This is a genomic window from Enterococcus larvae, from assembly GCF_017830045.1.
Lineage (GTDB): Bacteria > Bacillota > Bacilli > Lactobacillales > Enterococcaceae > Enterococcus_L > Enterococcus_L larvae.
Window position 1 is genome coordinate 33261 of sequence record NZ_JAEDXU010000007.1, and the last position, 21032, is coordinate 54292.

At 41.8% G+C, this 21032-nt stretch carries 19 protein-coding genes; 16 read left to right on the forward strand and 3 right to left on the reverse strand.

Going from position 1 to position 21032, the window contains the following annotated elements; translation table 11 throughout:
- Positions 1-153: 153 nt before the first annotated feature.
- The 12 genes from I6N96_RS13245 (at position 154) to I6N96_RS13300 (ending at position 14309) form a co-directional block, all read left to right on the forward strand.
- On the forward strand, positions 154-1380 hold the full coding sequence (locus I6N96_RS13245; RefSeq protein WP_209558030.1) for a metallophosphoesterase family protein: 1227 nt from the start codon (positions 154-156) through the stop codon (positions 1378-1380).
- A complete protein-coding gene (locus I6N96_RS13250) occupies positions 1380-4115 on the forward strand; it encodes an ATP-binding protein (protein ID WP_209558031.1) in 2736 nt (911 codons plus the stop codon). The genes I6N96_RS13245 and I6N96_RS13250 overlap by 1 nt, the downstream gene beginning before the upstream one ends.
- Positions 4099-5043 carry a 3'-5' exoribonuclease YhaM family protein gene (locus I6N96_RS13255; RefSeq protein WP_209558032.1) on the forward strand — a complete coding sequence of 315 codons (945 nt, stop codon included), beginning with the start codon at positions 4099-4101 and terminating at the stop codon, positions 5041-5043. The genes I6N96_RS13250 and I6N96_RS13255 overlap by 17 nt, the downstream gene beginning before the upstream one ends.
- Before the next feature lie 36 nt (positions 5044-5079).
- Positions 5080-5541, forward strand: a complete 462-nt coding sequence (locus tag I6N96_RS13260; RefSeq protein ID WP_209558033.1) for an ASCH domain-containing protein — start codon at positions 5080-5082, stop codon at positions 5539-5541.
- Between the two features lie 549 nt (positions 5542-6090).
- Positions 6091-7602, forward strand: coding sequence for an adhesive domain-containing protein (locus I6N96_RS19960; protein WP_209558034.1), 1512 nt, complete (start codon positions 6091-6093; stop codon positions 7600-7602).
- Between the two features lie 11 nt (positions 7603-7613).
- The gene (locus tag I6N96_RS13270) at positions 7614-7964 is read left to right on the forward strand and encodes a hypothetical protein (protein WP_209558035.1); all 351 of its coding nucleotides are present in this window, start codon (positions 7614-7616) and stop codon (positions 7962-7964) included.
- 12 nt (positions 7965-7976) lie between these two features.
- Positions 7977-8600, forward strand: coding sequence for a WxL domain-containing protein (locus I6N96_RS13275; protein ID WP_209558036.1), 624 nt, complete (start codon positions 7977-7979; stop codon positions 8598-8600).
- A 154-nt stretch (positions 8601-8754) separates the two neighbouring features.
- On the forward strand, positions 8755-9777 hold the full coding sequence (locus I6N96_RS13280; RefSeq protein WP_209558037.1) for a WxLIP family cell surface protein: 1023 nt from the start codon (positions 8755-8757) through the stop codon (positions 9775-9777).
- 636 nt (positions 9778-10413) lie between these two features.
- Entirely contained in the window at positions 10414-12090 is a 1677-nt protein-coding gene (locus tag I6N96_RS13285) for a hypothetical protein (RefSeq protein WP_209558038.1), read from the forward strand.
- 14 nt (positions 12091-12104) lie between these two features.
- Positions 12105-12461 (forward strand): hypothetical protein, encoded by a 357-nt coding sequence (locus tag I6N96_RS13290; RefSeq protein ID WP_209558039.1) that lies wholly within the window; start codon positions 12105-12107, stop codon positions 12459-12461.
- A gap of 135 nt (positions 12462-12596) precedes the next feature.
- The gene (locus I6N96_RS13295) at positions 12597-13160 is read left to right on the forward strand and encodes a hypothetical protein (protein ID WP_209558040.1); all 564 of its coding nucleotides are present in this window, start codon (positions 12597-12599) and stop codon (positions 13158-13160) included.
- A gap of 60 nt (positions 13161-13220) precedes the next feature.
- The gene (locus tag I6N96_RS13300; RefSeq protein ID WP_209558041.1) at positions 13221-14309 is read left to right on the forward strand and encodes a WxLIP family cell surface protein; all 1089 of its coding nucleotides are present in this window, start codon (positions 13221-13223) and stop codon (positions 14307-14309) included.
- Between the two features lie 267 nt (positions 14310-14576).
- Here the strand turns inward: I6N96_RS13300 and I6N96_RS13305 are convergent, their stop codons facing one another.
- From I6N96_RS13305 to I6N96_RS13315, 3 genes are all read right to left on the reverse strand, one after another.
- Positions 14577-15605, reverse strand: a complete 1029-nt coding sequence (locus I6N96_RS13305) for a peptidylprolyl isomerase (RefSeq protein ID WP_209558042.1) — start codon at positions 15603-15605, stop codon at positions 14577-14579.
- 240 nt (positions 15606-15845) lie between these two features.
- Positions 15846-16205 carry a YtxH domain-containing protein gene (locus I6N96_RS13310; protein ID WP_209558209.1) on the reverse strand — a complete coding sequence of 120 codons (360 nt, stop codon included), beginning with the start codon at positions 16203-16205 and terminating at the stop codon, positions 15846-15848.
- Positions 16202-16630 carry an HIT family protein gene (locus I6N96_RS13315; RefSeq protein ID WP_209558043.1) on the reverse strand — a complete coding sequence of 143 codons (429 nt, stop codon included), beginning with the start codon at positions 16628-16630 and terminating at the stop codon, positions 16202-16204. The genes I6N96_RS13310 and I6N96_RS13315 overlap by 4 nt, the downstream gene beginning before the upstream one ends.
- Before the next feature lie 348 nt (positions 16631-16978).
- Between I6N96_RS13315 and pdxR the strand changes: the two genes are divergently transcribed.
- From pdxR to I6N96_RS13335, 4 genes are all read left to right on the forward strand, one after another.
- Positions 16979-18355, forward strand: a complete 1377-nt coding sequence (pdxR, locus tag I6N96_RS13320; RefSeq protein WP_209558044.1) for a MocR-like pyridoxine biosynthesis transcription factor PdxR — start codon at positions 16979-16981, stop codon at positions 18353-18355.
- Between the two features lie 131 nt (positions 18356-18486).
- Positions 18487-18906 carry a GNAT family N-acetyltransferase gene (locus I6N96_RS13325; protein WP_209558045.1) on the forward strand — a complete coding sequence of 140 codons (420 nt, stop codon included), beginning with the start codon at positions 18487-18489 and terminating at the stop codon, positions 18904-18906.
- Between the two features lie 167 nt (positions 18907-19073).
- A complete protein-coding gene (locus I6N96_RS13330) occupies positions 19074-19811 on the forward strand; it encodes an ABC transporter ATP-binding protein (RefSeq protein WP_209558046.1) in 738 nt (245 codons plus the stop codon).
- Position 19812: 1 nt separating this feature from the next.
- On the forward strand, positions 19813-21030 hold the full coding sequence (locus tag I6N96_RS13335; RefSeq protein WP_209558047.1) for an ABC transporter permease: 1218 nt from the start codon (positions 19813-19815) through the stop codon (positions 21028-21030).
- The last annotated feature ends 2 nt before the right edge of the window (positions 21031-21032 follow it).

Consider the following 21032-nt stretch of genomic DNA (forward strand, 5'->3'; position numbering starts at 1 on the left):
TAATGAATTTTATTTTCAAACAAACCTATAAAAAGTTAAAAAATCTAAACAATGTTAATGAAAAGCGAACGAATTTTCGTATGTTTTTACTGACCGATTTTATAGAAAATGATATGATAGAGGAAACTTTCGAAAGATGAGGAAACAGCCGACATGAAATTATTGCATATTGCTGATTTACATTTAGATCGTTCATTTGAAGGACTGAAAGCTTTTCCTGATCAAGTTGCGCAGCAGCTTCAGGATGCCAATAAACGGGTATTACATAACCTTATCGATATAGCGTTGAAAAATCAGGTGGATGCCGTTATTTTTGCCGGTGATACCTTTCATCACAGCCGAACATCTATTCAGACGCAGGCTTATTTTTTTGAGGGATTGAAAAGGCTGACAGAGGAAGAGATCCATGTGATGATCAGCTTTGGAAATCATGATTACTACAGTAAGGAGCGGTATTGGTTTGACTTTCCGGAAAATGTTTACCTATTCGAACAGGAGGAAGTGGAGACGCATTATTTCGTGACTCGAGGGAACGAACGAGTAGCAGTTTCCGGCTTTAGCTACAGACATCCTTGGATCGAAGAAAGTAAGCTTCCGGATTTTCCGCAAAGAGCCGTTGACGCAGATATTCATATTGGTGTCTATCATGGGGAGCTGTCGACAGATAGCGGCTCTCGGTATGCACCGTTTTCTGTCAGCGGAATGAAGGCACTTGGCTATGATTACTGGGCTTTGGGGCATATTCATAAGCCGGAGATACTTAGTGCTGATCCACTGATCGTTTATCCGGGAACGCCTCAGGGTCATACGAAAAAAGAAACTGGGGTTCAGGGAGTCGGCTTAGTCAATGTGGGAGCTGGACCTGCAACGATTCATTTTTCAGAAGCAGCAGAGGTTTACTGGGGAAAGGCCGCATATTCCTTAAAGGACTGCGGGACGAAAAAGGATGCATTGACCTTTTTAGAAGCTGAACTGTTGAAGGACGTTGCAGACAAGCAGAAGCTGACATTGAAAGAAGTGTCCTTGAATGACATTGAACATTTAGGTACAGACTTTATTATTTCTTGTAAAAACGGGGAAATCTTGACTTATCTGCAGAAGAAGCTGTTGGAGAAAAGTCGCCATTTGTTTGTTTTCCATTTGTCTGTCAAAGAACAAGTAGCAGGTCAAAAAATACCGATCCATGCGTCGTTTCAGCTCTTGGAGCAGCTGGAGAGAAATTATCTGCAGCCGGATATCTTCGCGGAAGAGACGAAGGAGCTTTTGCAGCATCCGCAATTTTCTAGAATACAGTCCGTTGATGCTGCTTGGAGAGAAAAATGCATTGAACAGGCAGACCAACGAATCAAAGAATACTTTACGATTGAGGAGGATCAGTGATGAAAATCCTTTCTATAGAAATTGTCGGCTTCGGCAAATGGCAGCAAAAAACGATTACATTTTCTGATAGTAATCAGCTGATTTACGGTCGAAATGAAGCTGGTAAATCAACGGTCTATCAATTTATTCAAGCAATCTTATTTGGATTTCCGACAAAGGGGAAAAAGAGAAAAAACTATATCCCTAAAGGCGGCGGCAGCTATGGCGGTCGATTATGGCTGGAGCATCCTGTATATGGAAAGGTTCAGGTAGAGCGCTTTAAAGAATTGAATAAAGGCCAGGCTAAGGTATACATGGGCGAACAGGTCGGTGATGAAGCACTGCTGACGAAAATTCTTCATCCTCTTACAAAGGAGCTGTTTCAAACAGTTTTTACCTTTCAACAGGAACAGCTGACTGAGCTGGAAAAACTGGATGAAGAGGAACTGCAGCGATCACTTCTTGCTCTAGGGATTTCCGGTAGTGATCAGATGTTGAAAGTACGTGAAGCGTACAGTAAGAACGCACAGGATATTTATAAGACCAAAGGCATACGCCCTCTCTTGAATGTTCAGCTTGAAAGCTATCAAGAGCTGATAGAAAAAATTCGCCGTAAAGAGGAAGAAGAAAAAGAGTTTAACGGGATCACAGCGGCAGTGGTTGAGACAGAACAAGCGATTGTTGAGCAGCGAGCAGGAGTCATTCAAACAAAGAACCAGCTGGAAACTATTGAGAAGCAGTTATCCAACTATCCATTGTTTGAAGAATGGCGCAGGCTCAATGATGGCCATGCAGATATCGAAATCGTTGTGGATCAGGAGGAGAAAGAGCAGCTGCTCTCTCTTTATCAGGAATATAAGTTCTTGAAAGAGGAGCAGGAGCGTCTGAATCGAAGCATTCAAGAGCGTGTTGTCAGCCATGAGCGTTCCCCTGAATACCTGTTCTATTTGAATGAAGAAGAATATATCAAGGCCTTCCTTGATAAACGATACACAATCAGTAAGCTCTTGTCAGAGATTGAATGGAAGGCGCAATCTGTACAGCAAAATCAACAAGAGATGCTTGCGCTTGAACAGAAATGGGGTTGGTCGGAGCAGGACCCGCCAAGACTGTTTTTCGAAGAGGGACAGTTGGTTGAGTTACGAGAAGGAATCGTCAGTCGAAAGGTTCAGCTGCAGATGGAAGAAGAAAACCTTCTTTCATTTAAAGAAAGTATTCGCGCACAAGAAAAGAACCTTGAGGATTTTGAAGCAGTACATCAGAGTGTTTTCCAAAGAGATCGTAAAGGAAAACGCTCATCACAGAGTAGAAGCGTGCCGATTGTGCTGCTTGCCGCAGTAGCCGTGCTCTTTCTGATAGGGGGAGTACTTGTATCGTCACCGTTGCGCTGGCTGTTGATAGGGTTGGGGGTATTAAGTGCTGTCGCCGCTGTCGGACTGGTATTTATGCCGAAGAAAACCACAGAGGATCAGGTCAAGAAACAGTGGCAGCAGAAACTGTCGAATCTGGATCACCTGAATGAACAGCTTTTCCAGACGAAAGGAAAAATTGCACAGCTTCAAGAGGAAGACCAGAATCTTCAAAGCTATATAGTAAAACAGACGAAGGAAAACCATTTAGGTAAAATGGATCGTCTGGAATACTGGATGAATCACAAAGAAGAAATCAAGCGTTACCTGCTTCTGATCAACACTAATCAGGAGCTGAAGCGTCAATTGGAAGAAGATAAGGGGACAGCAGATCAATGGCTGCGCCAAACGGAACGATTTGTCAGCTGGCTGCCGATCGTTGGAAAAGGGCTGGCAGAAAGAGTATCGATCGTGAGTGATTTTGCCGATGAGATGGAACAGATTCGTTTTTCTCAAGGGAATCAGATCGATATCTATACAAAGCAGTCCCTTAAGGAAATTCGTGAGAAACAGCAACGAGTACTGGAGGATGCACATCCTCTGCTCTATAAATATCAGATTCTGGCATTGGAAGATGTGCTTGGAAAAATGCAGGCATATACACAGAATGAATCTGTCGGCGATCGTTTGGAGGAGCTTCAGCATCTCTTGAAGGGGATTTATACGGAGGACGTTTCTGAGCAGCAGCTGTTGACTCGAAAATATGAGCTGAGTGCCGCGTTGGCTGCTGCTGAGGATGAAGTTTATCGTTTACAGAAAGAAGAACAGCGCTTGGCGTATAATCGTCAGAGAATGATTGAAGACGGTACATTGGACAGTTTGTATCAGGAACAGGAAAAAATCAGAGCAGAAATAGAAGAGTTGGCTGTTGATTGGAGTGGCTATCGTTTAGCAGAACAGCTAGTTATGGATCTGTTGACGGAATTATCAGACCAGCAGCTGCCGTCACTATTAAAGCATGCTGTAAACTATTTTCGATTATTGACGGATCAGGCATATACGGCTATTCAATTAGTTGATGGAAAGCTGCAGTTGGAGAAGCTGTCTGGTCAGCGTTTTGCCGTTTATGACTTGTCAACAGGAACCAAGGATCAGCTGATCATGGCTATTCGCTTTGCATTTCTCTCACTTCAGGGGGAAAAGAGTGTATTTCCAATCATGATCGATGATGGTTGGCTGCACTACGACAATGAAAGAAAGCGTCAATTAGCACGATTATTTCAACTTTTTGGTGAAACACAGCAAATCATTTGTTTTTCTTCTGATCAAGAAATGGTAAGCTATTATCAAGAGAATAAACAATTAGTTGTTCAATTGGAGGGAAAGAAAGATGAAGAAAATTCGTGAGCTGGCTATAGATGAAGTATTTGAGCTGTTTTTACTGATTAAAAATGCCGATGTTCGAACAGCCAAAAACGGCAAGAAATTTATTGCCTTTACTTTTCAAGATACGTCCGGAACAATCGATGGCAAATACTGGGATGCTTCAGATGAAGAAATCCAGCGCTTTGAATCAGGAAAAGTCGTCATGCTTAATGGTAAACGTGAAGTCTATCAAGGCAATCCGCAAGTGAAGATCATCCACATGCGTCTGGCACGTCCGGAAGAACCAAATCAGCCGGCATTATACATGGAGCGGGCACCATTGAAACGAGAAGACATGGTGGAGGAAATCAACCAGACCGTTTTTGAAATCACTAATGCCCACTGGCAGCGGATCGTTCGCCATTTATTGACGAAATATCAAAAGGAATTCTTTGATTTTCCAGCTGCTAAAAGAAATCATCATGCATTTGCCCATGGCCTGGCCTATCATACATTGACGATGCTGAGACTTGGAAAAGCCATTTGCAATGAATATGAAGAGCTGAATGCACCGCTTCTTTATGCTGGGATCATCCTACATGACTTAGGGAAAGTTAAAGAACTATCTGGTGCGATGAGTACCGAATATACATTGGCTGGGAATCTGATTGGTCACTTAGTGCTGGTGGATGAAGAAATCACCAGCGCCTGTCAGGCGTTGAAAATCGATGAGACAGATGAAGATGTGACGATTTTACGCCACATGGTGCTGTCGCATCATGGCTTGTTGGAATACGGCTCTCCTGTTCGTCCGAGAATCATGGAAGCAGAAATCCTGCACCAGATCGATAACATGGATGCCTCGATCCAAATGATGCTGACTTCTATCCGGCAAACAGAGCCGGGAACGTATACCGATCGAATATTTGGGATGGACAACCGCAGCTTCTATGTACCGAAAAACAATTGATTTAGAGCGTGTCAGCTGCCAAGGGGGAGGATAACAATGAATAATCCATCAGTAGAAAAGCTATGGAATGAATTTATAAAGTCTCATGATATTGTAGGAGGTCATTATACCGCTTGGGGGTTCGGCAGAACACCTGAAATGGCGGATGAATTACTACAAGAAGTGCTGCATGGAGAAAAAAGAGGGACATCAGGCCTGAAGCGTGCCTATGAACTGGAGCACGAAGAGCTTCCAAAGGCCGGCGATTATAGTGTTCTTTTAGATGGAAAAGGAGAAGCAGCTGCGATTATTGAAGCGAAGCTGATTGATATCCTGCCCTATAAGAATATCACTGATCTTCATGGCTATTTAGAAGGTGAAGGGGAACGAAATCTGACTTACTGGAGAAGTGTTCACCATCCGTTTTTCGAAGAAGAGCTGAATGAAGCAGGAGAAGAATTTACAGAAGACCATCTTGTCGTGTATGAATATTTTGAAGTCGTTTATCGGAAAAAATAAATAAACATGCATAGTGTTGATAATGCAGCTGAAAACAGGTTTTGAATCAAACTGTTTTCAGCTGTTTTTTTGTCTGCAAATAGTTACTTATTCAAAAAAATGGGTGACGCCTTGGGTGTAAATTTAAATTATCTATATGTATAGTTTAAAAAAATATCCGATAAATTATTCATTAAAAAAATTTTCATTCTTGTTATTTATTTCCAATGAAGGTCTTAAAATGGCGGCTGTGTACGATTTGAAAAATAACTTTGATCAATTGTAATAAATCATAAAAAAACAATTGATTTAATAACTAGTATCTTTTGATTTATTTGAGTATAAAACCTTACTTAATAATAAGTTATCTGACTTATGGTATTTTCAAGAAACAACGATTCAAGTATTCATAAAATAATTTTTTGACTCAAATAAACATAACATTCCTTAGTATTAATAATAAAAAAGTTTTTTTTTGTAAGCATTAAATTATGATTATGTTTTTAAGCCACATATAATCTACTCAGATAAGTTGGCGCTAAAAAATGACGATGAAAGGAAGAGATGGACGTGGGTGTTAAGGGAGGGAGAAATCCAAAGAAGTTGAAGCGCTTTCTTAGAAAGGATTTTTTTGTCTGTTACTTTGTGTTCAATTTGATCGTTGCAGGAGCATTTACAGGAGTCATACCGCTTTTTTTTCATAGTGAAGAAGCATCTGCTGCTGTCTTGGACGTAGAAATATTGTCCAATCTACAGACAGTAAACAACAGCAATACCACAACCAGTCAAAGGTGGCAGCCGACAGTTGTTAACCAGCCAGTGAACTTTACGATTTCCGGTGCGGCTTTGGCTAATGTATCGGCTAATCTAGTTGGGAAAAAATATGGTGTACTAGTCATTCCACCAGAATTGGCTAATAAGGTCAGTAGGAATGGGAATGCGCAAGTACACACGAATCTCACTGTGGATTTAAGTAAAGTAGGCGTTTTGACAGCGACACTATCGGCTGTAAACAGTTTAGTAGATTTGATCGATAGAATCGAAAGAGGCGTAGTTGCGGATCTGACAGGCGTTACTCTGAATCTTGGCGAGGTAAATAAACAGTTGGATCTGCTGGATGCATTTGAAAATTTTGGTGCAGCAGACTTCCAGCAATCAATGACCTTGTCTGCCGATGGTCGAGCCATCTATTTCTCTTTAGATGATGGCATTGGGCCGATACTGGCACAGAATCTGTCAACGATTCTGACAAACCTATCAAATGCAGTCAGTGCTTTGCAAGTAACAGGAACTGGATTGATTGGTTCAGTATCTGCTGTAACAATCAATGCAGCACTTGCATTGCTTAAGCCGACGCTGGTAAATGCAATTACCGCGGTGAAGCCTCTGCTAGCAATTGGCGGATCGGGTGTACAACAACTGGCAGATGCCTCCGTGTTGGGCAGCACGACGATTCAAATGCCAACTCTGGTTTCAGGACCAGGTAGTCTTGCAAGCAACTTAGATGCAAAATTTGTAGGAACCGTGATCAAATCAGCGATTATTGATATTGATCTATTAAGTACAGCAAACGCTGCTTCTTATATTTATTTTGCAGGTCAGACCATGGTGTTCGATCAAACGCAACTGCCAAGTTCCTTGAACTTTGGTACCCATCCGATCCAGACAAAGCTGGATGAGCTGTTTACAGCAACTCAAGGTGGTGTGTCCGGAGCTCAAAATACGACTGGCACAGTCTCGATTTTGGATAGTCGATCGACATCTAAGAATTGGCAGGTAAAGGTTTCGCAAGTTGGACAGTGGACAAATGACGAAGCTGTTATGAGTACACCGGCATTAAAGATTTATGGTGGCATACTCACGACGAACTACGCAGCAGCAAATGTCAGAAGTATCAGCAACGCTTCCATCGATCTATATGATGGGTCACAACAGGAAGTGTTGGCAGTTTCAGGTACTACGGCAAGCGGCAGCGTGAGTCTTGGATTATCTAAATTCGAGATGTTCGTACCAAAAAATACCAGAAAACAATTGGGACAATATCAAACGAAGCTTGTATGGACTGTGACAGAGAGTCCGTAAGGGGAGGAGTGATGACATTGCTGAAGAAAACCATCTGTTTCTTATTGTTTTTCAGCGGCATTACGCTGACTTTGCTCTCCTCGCCATCGGCTCAGGCAACTGTTACGAATGGAAATATCCATTACTACGAGGGGAGTAGTACCGAAGACTCCAGCTCCAGCCAATCTGAAGACTCACAAAGCAGCTCTGTTGAAGAATCTGAAGTAGTCATTCAGCAACAGACGCCAACGCCAAATGAGCCGATAGTCAAAGACGGTACTGGGGGAAGTTTTCTGAAAACAAACGATACTGTCAACTACCTCTTTGTAGTTGTAGGGGCAGTCTTTGTTTTAATCGCTGTTTATAATTTAAAAAAAGTATAGGGGGAGAAAAACATGAAGAAACACACAACAATCTTATTATCTGCGATTTTATTTGGTTCCAGCCTTGGATTTGGTATAACTGGTCTAGCGGAAGATAAAACAACAGATGCAACGGTAGACTACACACCAGGTGAAATTATCTTTGATCCAAACACAGGAGATGCTGCTGCATCATTGCCAACAAACCTGAATTTTGGCTCACATGAGATTCAATCCAAACTAGATGAAACCTGGACTGCAACAGTAGACGGTGCACAAGCGTCGGCACTAACAACCGGTAGTGTAGCAATCAGCGATAACCGCGGGGAAGATGGCGGCGGCTGGACAGTTAAAGTTCTGCAAGCCGATCAATTTGCTTCAGGTACAAACGAATTGACTGGTGCAGCTCTATCTATCTATGGCGGTGCTGTTACAAACAATGTAGGGAATGCGCCAACTGGTGCCAGCATTGCTAACAGTACGTTGGAACTAGAATTAGGAACAACTGCTGATGTACTGACTGCTGGAGCCAATGAAGGAGCAGGCGAAACTGCTTTGGCATTGAGCAAGTTTGAACTGTTTGTACCGAAAAATACAAACAAAAAACAAGCAGATTATCAGACCACACTGAACTGGACTTTCTCTGCTACACCTTAACCAAAAAGTAAACCGAATCGAGGCATGATGCATACGCTCGAATCATGCCTCGGTTTTTAAAGCGCACCAAACAGCTAAGCTTAGGGGGAGATATAGATGAAGCGTACATATAGAAAAAAATATTTTTAAAGGATTTGCAGGACTTATACTATTTATGAGTGCGATTGTCTTTTCTTCACCGGCTCAAGCTGAGTCGTTAGATAGCTTTGATGCTGTCGTTCATTTTCCGGAAAGCCAAGCGGATAAGAAGCTTTCCTATTTCGATGTTCAGTTGGCACCGGAGCAAAAAGAAAACCTGACAGTAACATTAGTGAATAAGAGTGAACAGGCGCTTACACTAAAAGCATCCTTTAATCGAGCAGTGACGAATAGTGCCGGTGTGATCGAATACTCTGGGATCAATGAAGATACCTCGACATCAGCGCCGTATGATATTGAAAAGTTAGTCACACTCAGCGATCAGGAAATTCAATTAGAGCCGAAACAGACAAAGGATATCACGCTGACAGTAACGATGCCGAAAGATAAATTTTCCGGTGTTTTGGCAGGCGGCGTATACTTTGAGGAAGTGTCTGATGAAAAAGTAGAGGGGAATGTGAAAAACGTTTTTTCAAGAGAAATCGCCCTTCTTATCCGATCAGACGGTACGGAGGCAAAACCGAATGTCGTGTTTGATACAGCGAAAGCAGATCAGGTCAACTACCGAAATGTGATCGAGGTCGGTATCGAAAACACAGCGGCAGTTTATATAAAGAATGTGACCATTGATTATAGTGTGCTGTTAAACGGCAAAGAAGTTTTGAATGGCAAGAAAGAGAAGCTGAGCATTGCTCCAAATACACGGATGCCATTTCGAATCCCATTTTCCGGTGAGGAATTTGGTGATGGGGAATATACAGTGAATGTCACAGTAAGCAACGATCAGGGAACTTGGTCTGGAAGCCCTGCCTTTACGATTTCTAAAGGAGAGGCGAATGACTTCAACAAAAATGATGTGACCGTCCAGAAAGCCGGATTTGATTTGCCCTGGTCAACGATTGCTTTAGTGGCAGTATTATTAGTATTGGCTGGGATAGTGATCTTGATGATCAACAGAAACAAGAAGCTGAAAAAACAACTGGCGAAAAAGCGAAAGAAAAGAAAGAAACGTCCTGCACCAGCAGCTAAAAACAATTAAGCTGTTGAAATACAGGTACAGCTGAACCGCTATTTTATAGAAGGAAGGAGAGTGGGACAATAATCTGTTGCCACTCTTTTCCATACCCTAAATCCGAATAAACGGCGAGTCAGAAGTAGCTCCTACGACAATAAGCCGGAATTCAACAAAAATTTGTGAAACAATTTTCGTGAATTCCGGCTTATTGCTTGTAGCTAAACACTTCTGTCTCAGCCTCTTTTTTGTGTTGTACATTGTGTGTGACGGAGTGAAGTGGGATATATTTTCAGATAGAAAACAAGCTTTATAACAAACGTTATTTAATTAGTGTTTCTGGCGTGATCAGTGCAATAAAGAAAGAAATATTCTTTTTTAATGAAGAAAAAAATAATAAAAGTATTATTAAAAAATTATATACTTTTCACTGCTGTTGCTTGTGACAAAGAACGAGTGAAAAGAGAATAAAAAATGACGTCGTGGCTGTTTTTTCTTTAGTCAGCTTTTTTTTATTTAAAAAATGAGAAAAATGACGGTGTTTTTAGTCAAAAGACAAAGGATTTCTATTTCTTTTAGACTGATTCCCTCAAAAAATTGTTGCTATACTTTAGATGAAATTTGTCTGTTGCATTGTTCAAGTGAGTTAGGAGGGGAAATATAGTGCAAAAAAATTGGAAGAAAAAAGGAGGACGTATCCGGAAATTTCTCAATGGATTCGTTGTGCTGCTGTTACTGTTATCTGTTGGTTTTTCTTGCTCCCTTGTTTTTGCAGAAGGTTTGATACAGGAAAGGAGCGAGGATGATCAGACGGAACAGGTAACAGAACCGGAAAGCACAGGGACTACTGAAAGCTCGACAATTGAATCCTCGAATGCGGAAGAAAGCAGCGAAATAATCTCGGAAGAACACGGTGTGGAGGGCACTTATGAAACAACGGAACAAACAGAGGAAATTAAGGAGCCGGCTATAGGGACTGAACCAGAGGAAGTTCTGCCGCCGGAACAAGTAGAAACAGAGGCGCCGCTGCAGTTGAATCAGGCTGCAGGTCTTAGTAACAGTGTTGCTGTAATTAGTGGGGGCGTTACACAAGATATTACGCTGGAAGAGCCCAATTTCAATCCGTCATTGGTGTATGCAAAGGCTGGGGATACATTGAGATTCAGTGTGGTCTTTACTCGTCCCTCAGATGTGAATGTAAAGAGCTATACTATGACAATGTCCTTTGGTAAGCGGGCAAACTATCAGAAATCTGATGGTTATCTAGTAACCTTGAAAAGAAGCTATCCGGATATTTCGGGCTCAGATCAAACATCCTATAATTCTTGGGACCCGGCAGGTGAAGGGGCGGAAATCAAAGCGTTTCAGACCACCAGTGATAATCCAGTGAAAAGTGATATTGTTTTCACTGTTGAACTGGATTTGAAAAGCAACCTTACAGGTTTTGACTTAATGAGCTTTCAAACAAATCTATCAGTGGACCTAGAGACTCTGGGGAGACAGCAATACACCGATTTTTCTTACTATTGGATCAATCTGAAAGACGATCAGCCGACAGAGCTGTCATGGAACAGTGCCTCATTAGAAGAATACAAAACAATTGCATCCCATGAAATTAGTGAAGCTCTGATGACAACCTTTTATTGGAAAGACCCCGATACAATGGCTGTCTATCTGCCTGATGGCTTCATATTGGAGGATGGCAGCGGTTATCAGCATAAAGTGACGCGTGATAGTAACGACATCAATTCCGGAACGGTTACGATCCCGTTGGATGATTACCTCAAAACGAAAAAACCTTACGGAACAAATTATCTGACGGTCAAGGCATACAAAGAAGATGGTTCAGGGGGAACAAAGGTGGTGTCAAATACCATCACGTTAGAGCTCACAGTTATCGGATCGATTTCCTGGGTGGAAGTAACCGATAAAATCAACTGGACACTGACAGCTGGTCAGGAAACTACTACTCCCCTTGCACGGGAAGAGGCACTTAATGTCAAGGTCAAGGATAGTCGTTCAGATAGTGATCGAGCCAGTTCACCTTGGAAACTGTCTGTTTCAGCTGTACAGAATGGTTTAGAAGCCTATCCATTTTCATTGGTTTGGCAAAATACAGGGGAAGCACCAAGTGACTTAAATGATACTGGAAGTATTGTGTATACATCCGGTTCAGATTTGACAACCCCAGATCCGCAGCAGCCCTTTGTTTTTCAAAAAAACTGGCAAACGGATGAAGGTATTTTGCTGAAGTTAAACGGCGCACCGGAAATAGGCAGGGTCTATGAAGAACCAATCACAGTGAATTGGACACTAGTAGATGTCAATCACGGGACATAGAAAGGGTGAGGACCATGAGACGATCAAAAGGAAAATGGCTGACGGCAGCAGTATTCATAATACTGGCAGTCTGTCCTGTGTCTGTTGTGTGGGGAACGACGAATGATGTTCATGAAGGAAAGATACAAGTAGAGCTGACTGAAGGATCAAGTGACAGCTCGACAGAGGAAAGCTCTACACAAGAAAGCTCTGAGGAAAAGAAGGAATCAACCACTCCTTCTTCAAGTAGTACAGTAGCCTCTCCGAAAAAAAACGGGCGCTTTTTAAAAGCAAATGAGGCAGTGAGCTATATGGGCTCTTTCATCGGAGCACTGCTCCTTATTTTCAGCCTGTATTTCATCAGGAAGCAACGCGGGGTGAATAAGAAGTAAGTAAATGAGTATGGGTCATTTTAGCAGCATAGGTAGAGCTTTGGTTTCCAATGGAAATTGAAGCTAGGCCTCTCAATCCGTGATACGTATAGGAGCTTTGCCGGAAAAAAATTAAGAATAATGGAGGGAATTAAAATGAAAGCAATCAAATGGATACTTATCGGTGTATGTATGACAGGCACACTGTTTGCCGCGGTTCCTGCACTGGCAGTAAATGGGAACACAGATACAAGCGTCACTGTATTGGAAGGTACGAATAATGGGATTCAGGAAGTACCGAGCTCGTACACTTTTTCGGGCACGTTTATTCCAGGAGAAAGCGCATATACGCTCACTGGAACGGTAAGTGCCGGCGAAAAGGAATACTATGTAGAGGATTATACTGGGAAGAATAAAGGCTGGAAGCTGACGGCTACGGTTTCTGCTTTATCCGTTGACTCAGTGGACAGCGCAGAAGTGACTAGCCTGACGATCACTCCGACAGTAGGAGACCCAATCATTCTTGGGGACGGTACAGGCAGCGGCAATCTGGTCATGGAAAAAACACCAGTGAATTTCAATAATCAAGGAGAATACAAGTTGGAGGTTGCTAACGTGGCGTTGGAAACGACTGCAACCGGCAGCTATAAGTTTGGCATCGAGGATGTATTAACTGGCTCGATCACATATACATTGACAGATACGATCACGATAAGCTGATTGGGCATTTAGGGAAGAAGGCATCAGAATAAGGACTCTTTTGAGGAAGGGGATTTCAGTGTGAAAAAAGCAGCGTATCAAGCGATCAAATCATTACTCGTCGGAATGGCTCTCTTGCTACTTTTTTGTTCAGCTGCACAGCTGGCGGAAGGAGAAGAAATCGGCTTCAACGTACAGGCCAGCTTACCGGATAATCAATTGGATAAAGAAATATCCTATTATGACCTAAGGATGCAGGCTGGACAAAAGCAGGAAATAACACTTACTATCTCGAATACCTCCCAACAGGAGCAGACCTATGAAATCAATCTGAATCAGGCATACACCAATAAGAACGGCTTCATCGATTATGAACGCAGCGATGTGAAGCCGGATAACTCTCAAAGATACCAACTAACGGACATTGTAATCTATGACTCTGAAGTGACCGTTTCCCCGAAAACAAGCATCGACTTTCCTATTCAGCTGAATATGCCTGAAGAATCCTTTGACGGGGAAATTCTTGGGGGAATCCAAGTATTGAAAAAGACCAAGGAAGTGGAAGGAAAAATCGTGAATCGTTATGGCTATATTATTGGGTTGCGATTGACTGAAACAGACACCCCTGTTCAACGAAAGCTGGAATTGAACGAGGTGCGGGCAGAAAAAACCTTTGGATCGACAGGGATCGTAGCTGAGATTCGAAACCCGACAATGGAAGGGATCGGCCATCTGAAGTATGAAGCGGCAATCAAAAACAGTGAGAAAGAAATAGTTCGAGAGAAAACGTATGATGAGGAGATGTCAATGGCGCCAAATTCTGTTTATGACTTTGCCATTGATTGGGAGGAGGAGCCTTTAGAAGCAGGAGAATATATGCTCCACCTGACGGTTTCTGATGGGAAAGGCAATCGCTGGGATTTTGAGGAACCCTTTGAAATCAGTGAAAGGGAAGCTGAAAAAATCAACCAGTCGTTGTTGCCCATTGCTTCTTCATCAAATGCGCCATCCTGGCCGTTCATGATACTGGGGGTACTGAGCGCGGGTGCGGTTTTTCTGTGTTATCTTCATTCAGAAAAGAAAAAGCAGCGACAGCGTGTCCTTATTAAGACTGCCAATACTCTGAATTCTTCAGGTCATGTACAGGAACAGGAGCCTCCAAGTCAGTAGTTGCTGTAGTGTTTGGAAGGGAACAGATTGAAGATGAAATACTATTTAGAGGAATAGAGATAATCCTATCTTCGTGTGTGTGTTTCTCCGGCATCTTGCTTACACTGAGATGCGCAGGTGAACTTGAAAGAGTGCAGGTATGAAAAGCCTGTGCTCTTTTCTTCCTTTGATGAAGAAAAAATTGGCAGAGATAAGTAGATGTACTCGAAAATTTTTATACTAAAAAACAGGACTCAGCGTTTTGCTGAATCCTGTTTTGTTTAGTAATTAGTTAGAAGAAGATTCTTCTGTAGCGCTTGAAGAGTCAGACGTTTTTGCAGAAGAGTCTGTTGAAGATTCTTCTTTCGTTGATTCTTTCGTGCCTGATGAAGCTTCAGTTGCTTCAGTGCTTGATTCTTCTGTTTGGATGTATTGTGATAATACATCTTTGAAAGCATCGTCTTTGATCTTAACGTTTGCTTCTTTCAACTCATCACTGACCACTTTAGACTGGAATGTTGAATCGCTTGTTTTTGTTGTAGTAGCGATTTCTGTCAACTGGTCTTTGTAAGGGTCCATGTCGTTTCCTTTAGCAGATGTTTTTGTCATCTTCACTAGGTAGTAGCTTGTTTGGTAACCAGTGCTGTCAGTCACAGCGATTGGTTCGCTCACTTCGCCATTTTTCAGTTTGAATGCAGCTTCTTGTACTGCAGCAGGAATTTCTGTAGAGGTAGAGTCAAATTTCACTTTACCGCCATCTTCTTTTGTTGTAGTATCTGTAGATTTTTCTTTTGCGATTTTTGTGAAGTCGCCGTCTTTATCCAGCTCAGTTTTGATTTCTTTTGCTTCATCTTCTGTAGCAACAGTGATGATTTGTGCTTCTACTTCTGGATGGAAAGAATCCCAAGCAGTTTTCAGATCTTCATCAGTGATCTCAACATGAGATTTGATTCCTGCTTCAAAAGCAAGACTTTGTTTGATCAATGCTTTATAAGATTTTTGTGTATAGCCGTATTGCTCCAAGTAATCGTCAAGATTTGTTCCTTGTGCTTCAGCATTTTCTTTGATCTCGTTGTATTTTGCATCAACATCATCTGATGATACTTTATCACCATATTTGTCTTCAAATACTTTATAGATAATCATGTTTGCAACTCTTGATTGGCTGTCAGATTCATTTTTGATTTCATTGTAGAAATCCTCAACAGTAATTTTGGCACCCTTCATTGTAGCAATTTCACCTGAACTGCTTGAACATGCTGCTAAAGTAAAGATACTTAAAGCACCAGCTGCAGCTAAAATCAGTTTTTTCTTCATTCGGTCAGCTCTCCTAAAATAATAGTTTTGTATGATAGTTTATGTAGAAAAGAATTTCTCACGTTTATTACTATACCACAATTTTAATCAGAAAAGAAACACAGAAGTGAACTTTCAAATAAATTTCGAATTTTAGACACATTTCCTGTAGAAAAGCTATTTTAGATAGGTATATCTTTCCTTTGGAAAGGAAATCCACCCATTCTTCAAAAGAATACTCTTTTGAGAATGGGTGGATGATCATGCTTCTTTTTCTTCGGTGATTTCCGGCATCTCCGGCAATTCACTTTGAATTTTTTCGAGCTGTTCCTGCAGCTGTTCCAGTCGCGGCTCTGCTTGGAATTTGAAATTTTCAATATCCTTGTTTAGCCCTTCGGTGAATGGCGGCAGCACAGTTTCTGCTGTTTCCTGAAAATCAGTCAAAGAAGATTTAAAGGTCGCCAGCTTTTCATTGAAATCAGTGGTCAGGTATTTCCAGTCGTCTACCTCGTCCAGTATTTTTTCCTGTGTTTCCTTCCCGCTTCGAGGGGCAAGCAATAAGCCGCCTAAGCCTCCGACAACAGAACCAAATAGAATTCCTTTAAAAAATCCTTTCATCAGTTATTCACCTGCTTTGCGATTGTTTCTGCTATTTGCTTCAGCTCTTCGCTTGAATATTTTTCCTGATTATTTGGGAAGCGCATCGCAAAACCATCATCCTTGCTATAGCGAGGAATCAGATGGATATGAGAATGGAAAACAGATTGATACGCTAACTCTTTATTGTTGTTCACGATATTCAGACCTTCAAGCTCTGGGAAAGCACTTTCCAATGCTCGTGCAATTTTAGGGATGCGAGCAAATACTTCTGCTGCTAAAGAAGAGTCATACTCAAAGATATCTGTCACATGTGTTTTAGGGACAACAAGTGTATGTCCTTTCGTTACTTGACTGATATCTAAAAATGCATAGACGACCTCGTCTTCATATACTTTATAGCTGGGAATCTCTTGATTGATGATTTTACAAAAAATACAGTCTTCCATAGGAGCCCTTCTTTCTCTGAAATTCTTTTCCTCTACTTTACCATATCTAAGCAAGAAAGTATAAGAACTAAATAGGAAAGAAAAATAATTCATTAAGTATAAATTACATACCTGTTGATTGAGCAAGATAAGATCGATAGAAATAGCATACTGACAGTGGGAAAACTAAAAAAAGATACTTATCGAAAGCCATAGGCAGCAGCTGTTTGGCTTGATTCAGGTACAGCTGCAGAATCTGGTTGGAAAGGGGAAGAGACGAACTGAGGGAGTGAGGGATACATTCGTAGACCAACGATTCTGTGTTACACTGAGAAAAAAGTTTGCGGAATTAAGTAGGGGAGGGACAATATGTATCATTTGGATCGATCATCAAAAAAACCGCTGTATCAACAGTTGTATGAGCAGATAAAAATAGAATACTTGGAAACTTCAGAGGAAGTCAAAATGCCTTCTATTCGTTTATTGGCAGAAGAGTTGAACATCTCCAAGACAACTGTGGAGCAGGCCTATAATCAATTAGTAGCAGAGGGGAGTCTGTTGAGCGTTCCTCAATCCGGTTTTTACTTTCTACCGGTCAGACCTGAAGCGGTAGGACAGGATATTGTAGATTCAGAGAAGCTGCCGCTGGATTTTGATTTTCGTTACGGGACGACCTTCTTTTATACCTCCTCATGGAACAATTGGAAACGATGCATCCGTCTGGCGATGCATCGAGAATTTCAGGAGGAGCGCATGCGGTATCATGATGTGCAGGGCAACGAGCATTTGCGGGATGAACTGGTGAAAATGCTGAGGACGACAAGAGGGGTCAGCTGCAAGAAGGAGCAGATCGTGATAACTAGTGGAAGCTTGGATTCGTTGGCAGTCGTTCTGGATATATTGACCACACAAGGAAATTTCCAATCGGCGATTGAAAATCCAGGCTATCATGGGGCGTATGAAGTGTTTCGACGTTATGGCTTATCACCGGAGTTGTTGTCAGTGACAGAGGAAGGTCTTTCTATAAAAGAGTTGCAAAAATCAACCGCTGATCTGGTATATGTCACACCCTCCCATCAATTCCCCTTAGGCTATCGAATGCCGGTTGTCAAACGGCAGCAGCTGCTGCAGGTGATCGATGAGCGGGAAGGCTACATCCTTGAAGATGATTATGATAGTGAGTTTCGCTATACAACACAACCGCTGCCTTCTTTACAGTCGTTGGATAGACAAGATCGAGTGATCTATATGGGGAGTTTCTCCAAGACAGTCAGTCCAACGATTCGGTTAGGCTACCTGATTCTGCCGGAACGTCTTCTTGAGTCGTATCGTCAGTTGTTTCAATATGACCATGAACGGGTTTCCTATATGATACAGGAAGGAATGGCGGAGTTCATTCAATCTGGTGGTTATTATCGGCACATAAGTAAGGCTGTAGCTGCTAACAAGGCAAAATATAAGCTGTTGATCAGTGAGCTTAGCTCGCTGAAAAAAGATCGGCATATCGAATGGATCGCTCCTGACGGTGGACTCCATATTATTTTGAAGTTGAAGAATGAAGAAAAAGCGAATATATTCCGTGAAGAATTGTCAGCAAATCGTATTCGTCTGTATTCCTTAGATAAATATTTCTTTTCAGGAGCAAATGGTTGTTGTTTTTTACTGGGCTATGGCGGTTTATCTATTGATGAGCTGCGGGAGGGACTGACTAAACTGTTGTTGATCTTGGAAAAAATACACCAATAACGGCTGTTTTGGCGGATAGCTGTATATAAACTATGATGAACTGTCCTTTGTAAATGATGGAAATTGTCTATTTTTTCAGAGACAAATACTTGATATGCTTTGTCCATTACAAATGAAATGGAGTGGAAAAAATGATCGAGTATAAAATCAATGAACCAGTATCTGTAGGACAATTTGAAACAATCATCCGAAAAACCGGCTTGACCCGAAGGTTGGATGACAAAGAACGGTTGGAAAAAATGATGACACATGCAGATTTCTTGATTACGGCTTGGGAAGACAATCAAATTGTCGGCTTTGCCCGAGGGCTTTCGGATTACAGCTCTGTCGTTTATGTCGCTGATTTGGGCGTTGATACAAAGCATTGGAAGAAAGGGATCGGTAGAGGATTGATGAATCAGATCATCAACTATGTGGGGGAAGATACGCATATTGTTTTACTGGCCTCAAAGCTGGCAGAAGAGTACTATAGTCGACTGGGCTTTGTCAAAGATCCGCGCGGGTATGTAAAGCTTCCGGTAAACATGCATAAAGATGACTGGCAGGTGTAAAACGAACGATAGAACCCCTTGTAAAATCAGAATGATGCAGTGACGAAAGACCAATCAAAAGCCTATGGAAAATCGAAAGAAAGATGATTCGGAAATTTTCTTAGTAAAGACACTTTACCTTGCCATCATGTTATAATAGAAGCATTAAAAAATTTGGAGGCAATAACATGAGCTTGAAAATTGAGCATTTAACAGGCGGCTACGGCCATGTACCTGTTTTAAAAGATATAAACTTTGAAGTGAAGGCGGGAGAAATGGTCGGCTTGATCGGCTTGAACGGTGCTGGGAAAAGTACGACGATCAAAAACATCATCGGCTTGTTGACACCGCAAAAGGGCAAGATTTCGATTGATGATCAGACCCTGCATCAAAATCCGGAAAGCTACCGTAAAAAAATCGGTTATATACCGGAAACACCATCTTTATATGAAGAGCTGACCTTGAGAGAGCATATCGAAATCACTGCGATGGCCTATGACATCCCTGTAGAAGAGGCATTTAGAAGAGCAGATGTCCTACTGAAAACCTTCCGTCTGGAAAATAAATTGGACTGGTTTCCAGCTCATTTTTCTAAAGGAATGAAGCAGAAGGTAATGGTTCTCTGTGCCTTTCTGATTGAGCCGAGTTTATACATTATTGATGAACCGTTTCTGGGATTGGACCCTCTGGCAATCCATGCACTTCTTGAACTGATGGATGACATGCGTAATCAGGGAGCTGCGATTTTAATGTCGACACATATTTTGGCAACTGCGGAGAAATACTGTGATCGTTTTGTTGTCCTGCATGAGGGTGTCGTACGTGCAATCGGTTCGATGGATGATTTACGTGCGGAATTCAATCTGCCGGACTCTTCTTTAGATGACATTTATCTTGCACTAACTAAGGAAGAAAAGGTGGGATAGTATGTCGGAGCTTTATGGATTGCGTTCTTCTCGTCATTTGAAAAAAATGATGAAGTATATGCAGTATGTGTTCAATGATCATTTTGTGATCGTCTGTGTTTTCCTACTGGGCGGTCTGGGCTTTTATTACTCTGAGCTTCTGAAAAATCTGCCGGAAGATTTTGTCTGGGGACGACCGCTTATTTTGGTTATCTGGCTGGTAATATTATTGATTGGTCAATTGGCTACATTGACACAAGAGGCAGACAAGGTATTTATCCTGCCGAAGGAAGCGGAGATGCCGGACTACTTTAATCGGGCGTTTCGTCATTCATTTATTTTGCCGACAGTAGCAATCACACTGTTGAGCGGTATGACGATGCCGCTGCTTGTGGTATCTGGCAGTGAAGAATTCTCGTCCTTTTTCATCTATCTGCTGACCCTTCTTTTGTTGAAGGCGGCTCATTTAAAATGGCAGGAATATGATTTATACCAGATTTCAATCAGCGAGAGCCGATCATGGCAAGCGATTTGGTTCGTCGCTAGCGGAGGAACCTTAGCTGCTGGGCTATATGTAAATCCTTTCGTTGGTTTGGGAATCTCTGTGATTATTTTAGGTGTTTTTCTGGTTTTCCTGACAAGGAAAAAGCAGCAGGTATCTCTGGATTGGGAGAAGATGATCAAAAAGGAAAACAATCGGATGCATCGCATTTATCGATTCATCAATCTGTTCACGGATGTTCCGGAAATCACTGGAAGTATCAAGCGAAGAAAACTATTTGATCCTGTTTTGAATAAGATCAAAAAGGAGAATAAGAATACGTATCTATATTTATATGCCCGCAGCTTTTTGAGAGGCTCTGAATACAGTGGGTTGTTCGTAAGGCTTTTAGGAGTCGCTGGCTTAATTTTGTTTTTCTCAAAGGACCTCATTCTTTCGATGGGGGTAGCAGTGGTATTTATCTATTTGCTGGGGTTCCAGTTGATTCCGATTTATGCTCAGTTTGATTATATGGTCATGACGCATCTTTATCCGACACCTGCAAAACAGAAGAAGCAGGCAGTCAGCTTTTTATTGAATGTACTATTGGCAATAGCGGCAGCTATTTTCGGCCTGATCGCCTTGTTCATCCTACCGGAAAAACAAGAAGCGTTACTGCTGATTGGGGCGATGGTTGTTGAAATCATACTATTTACAAGGTTCTATGTTCCGCAACGTTTGAAAAAAATGGAGGAATAAGA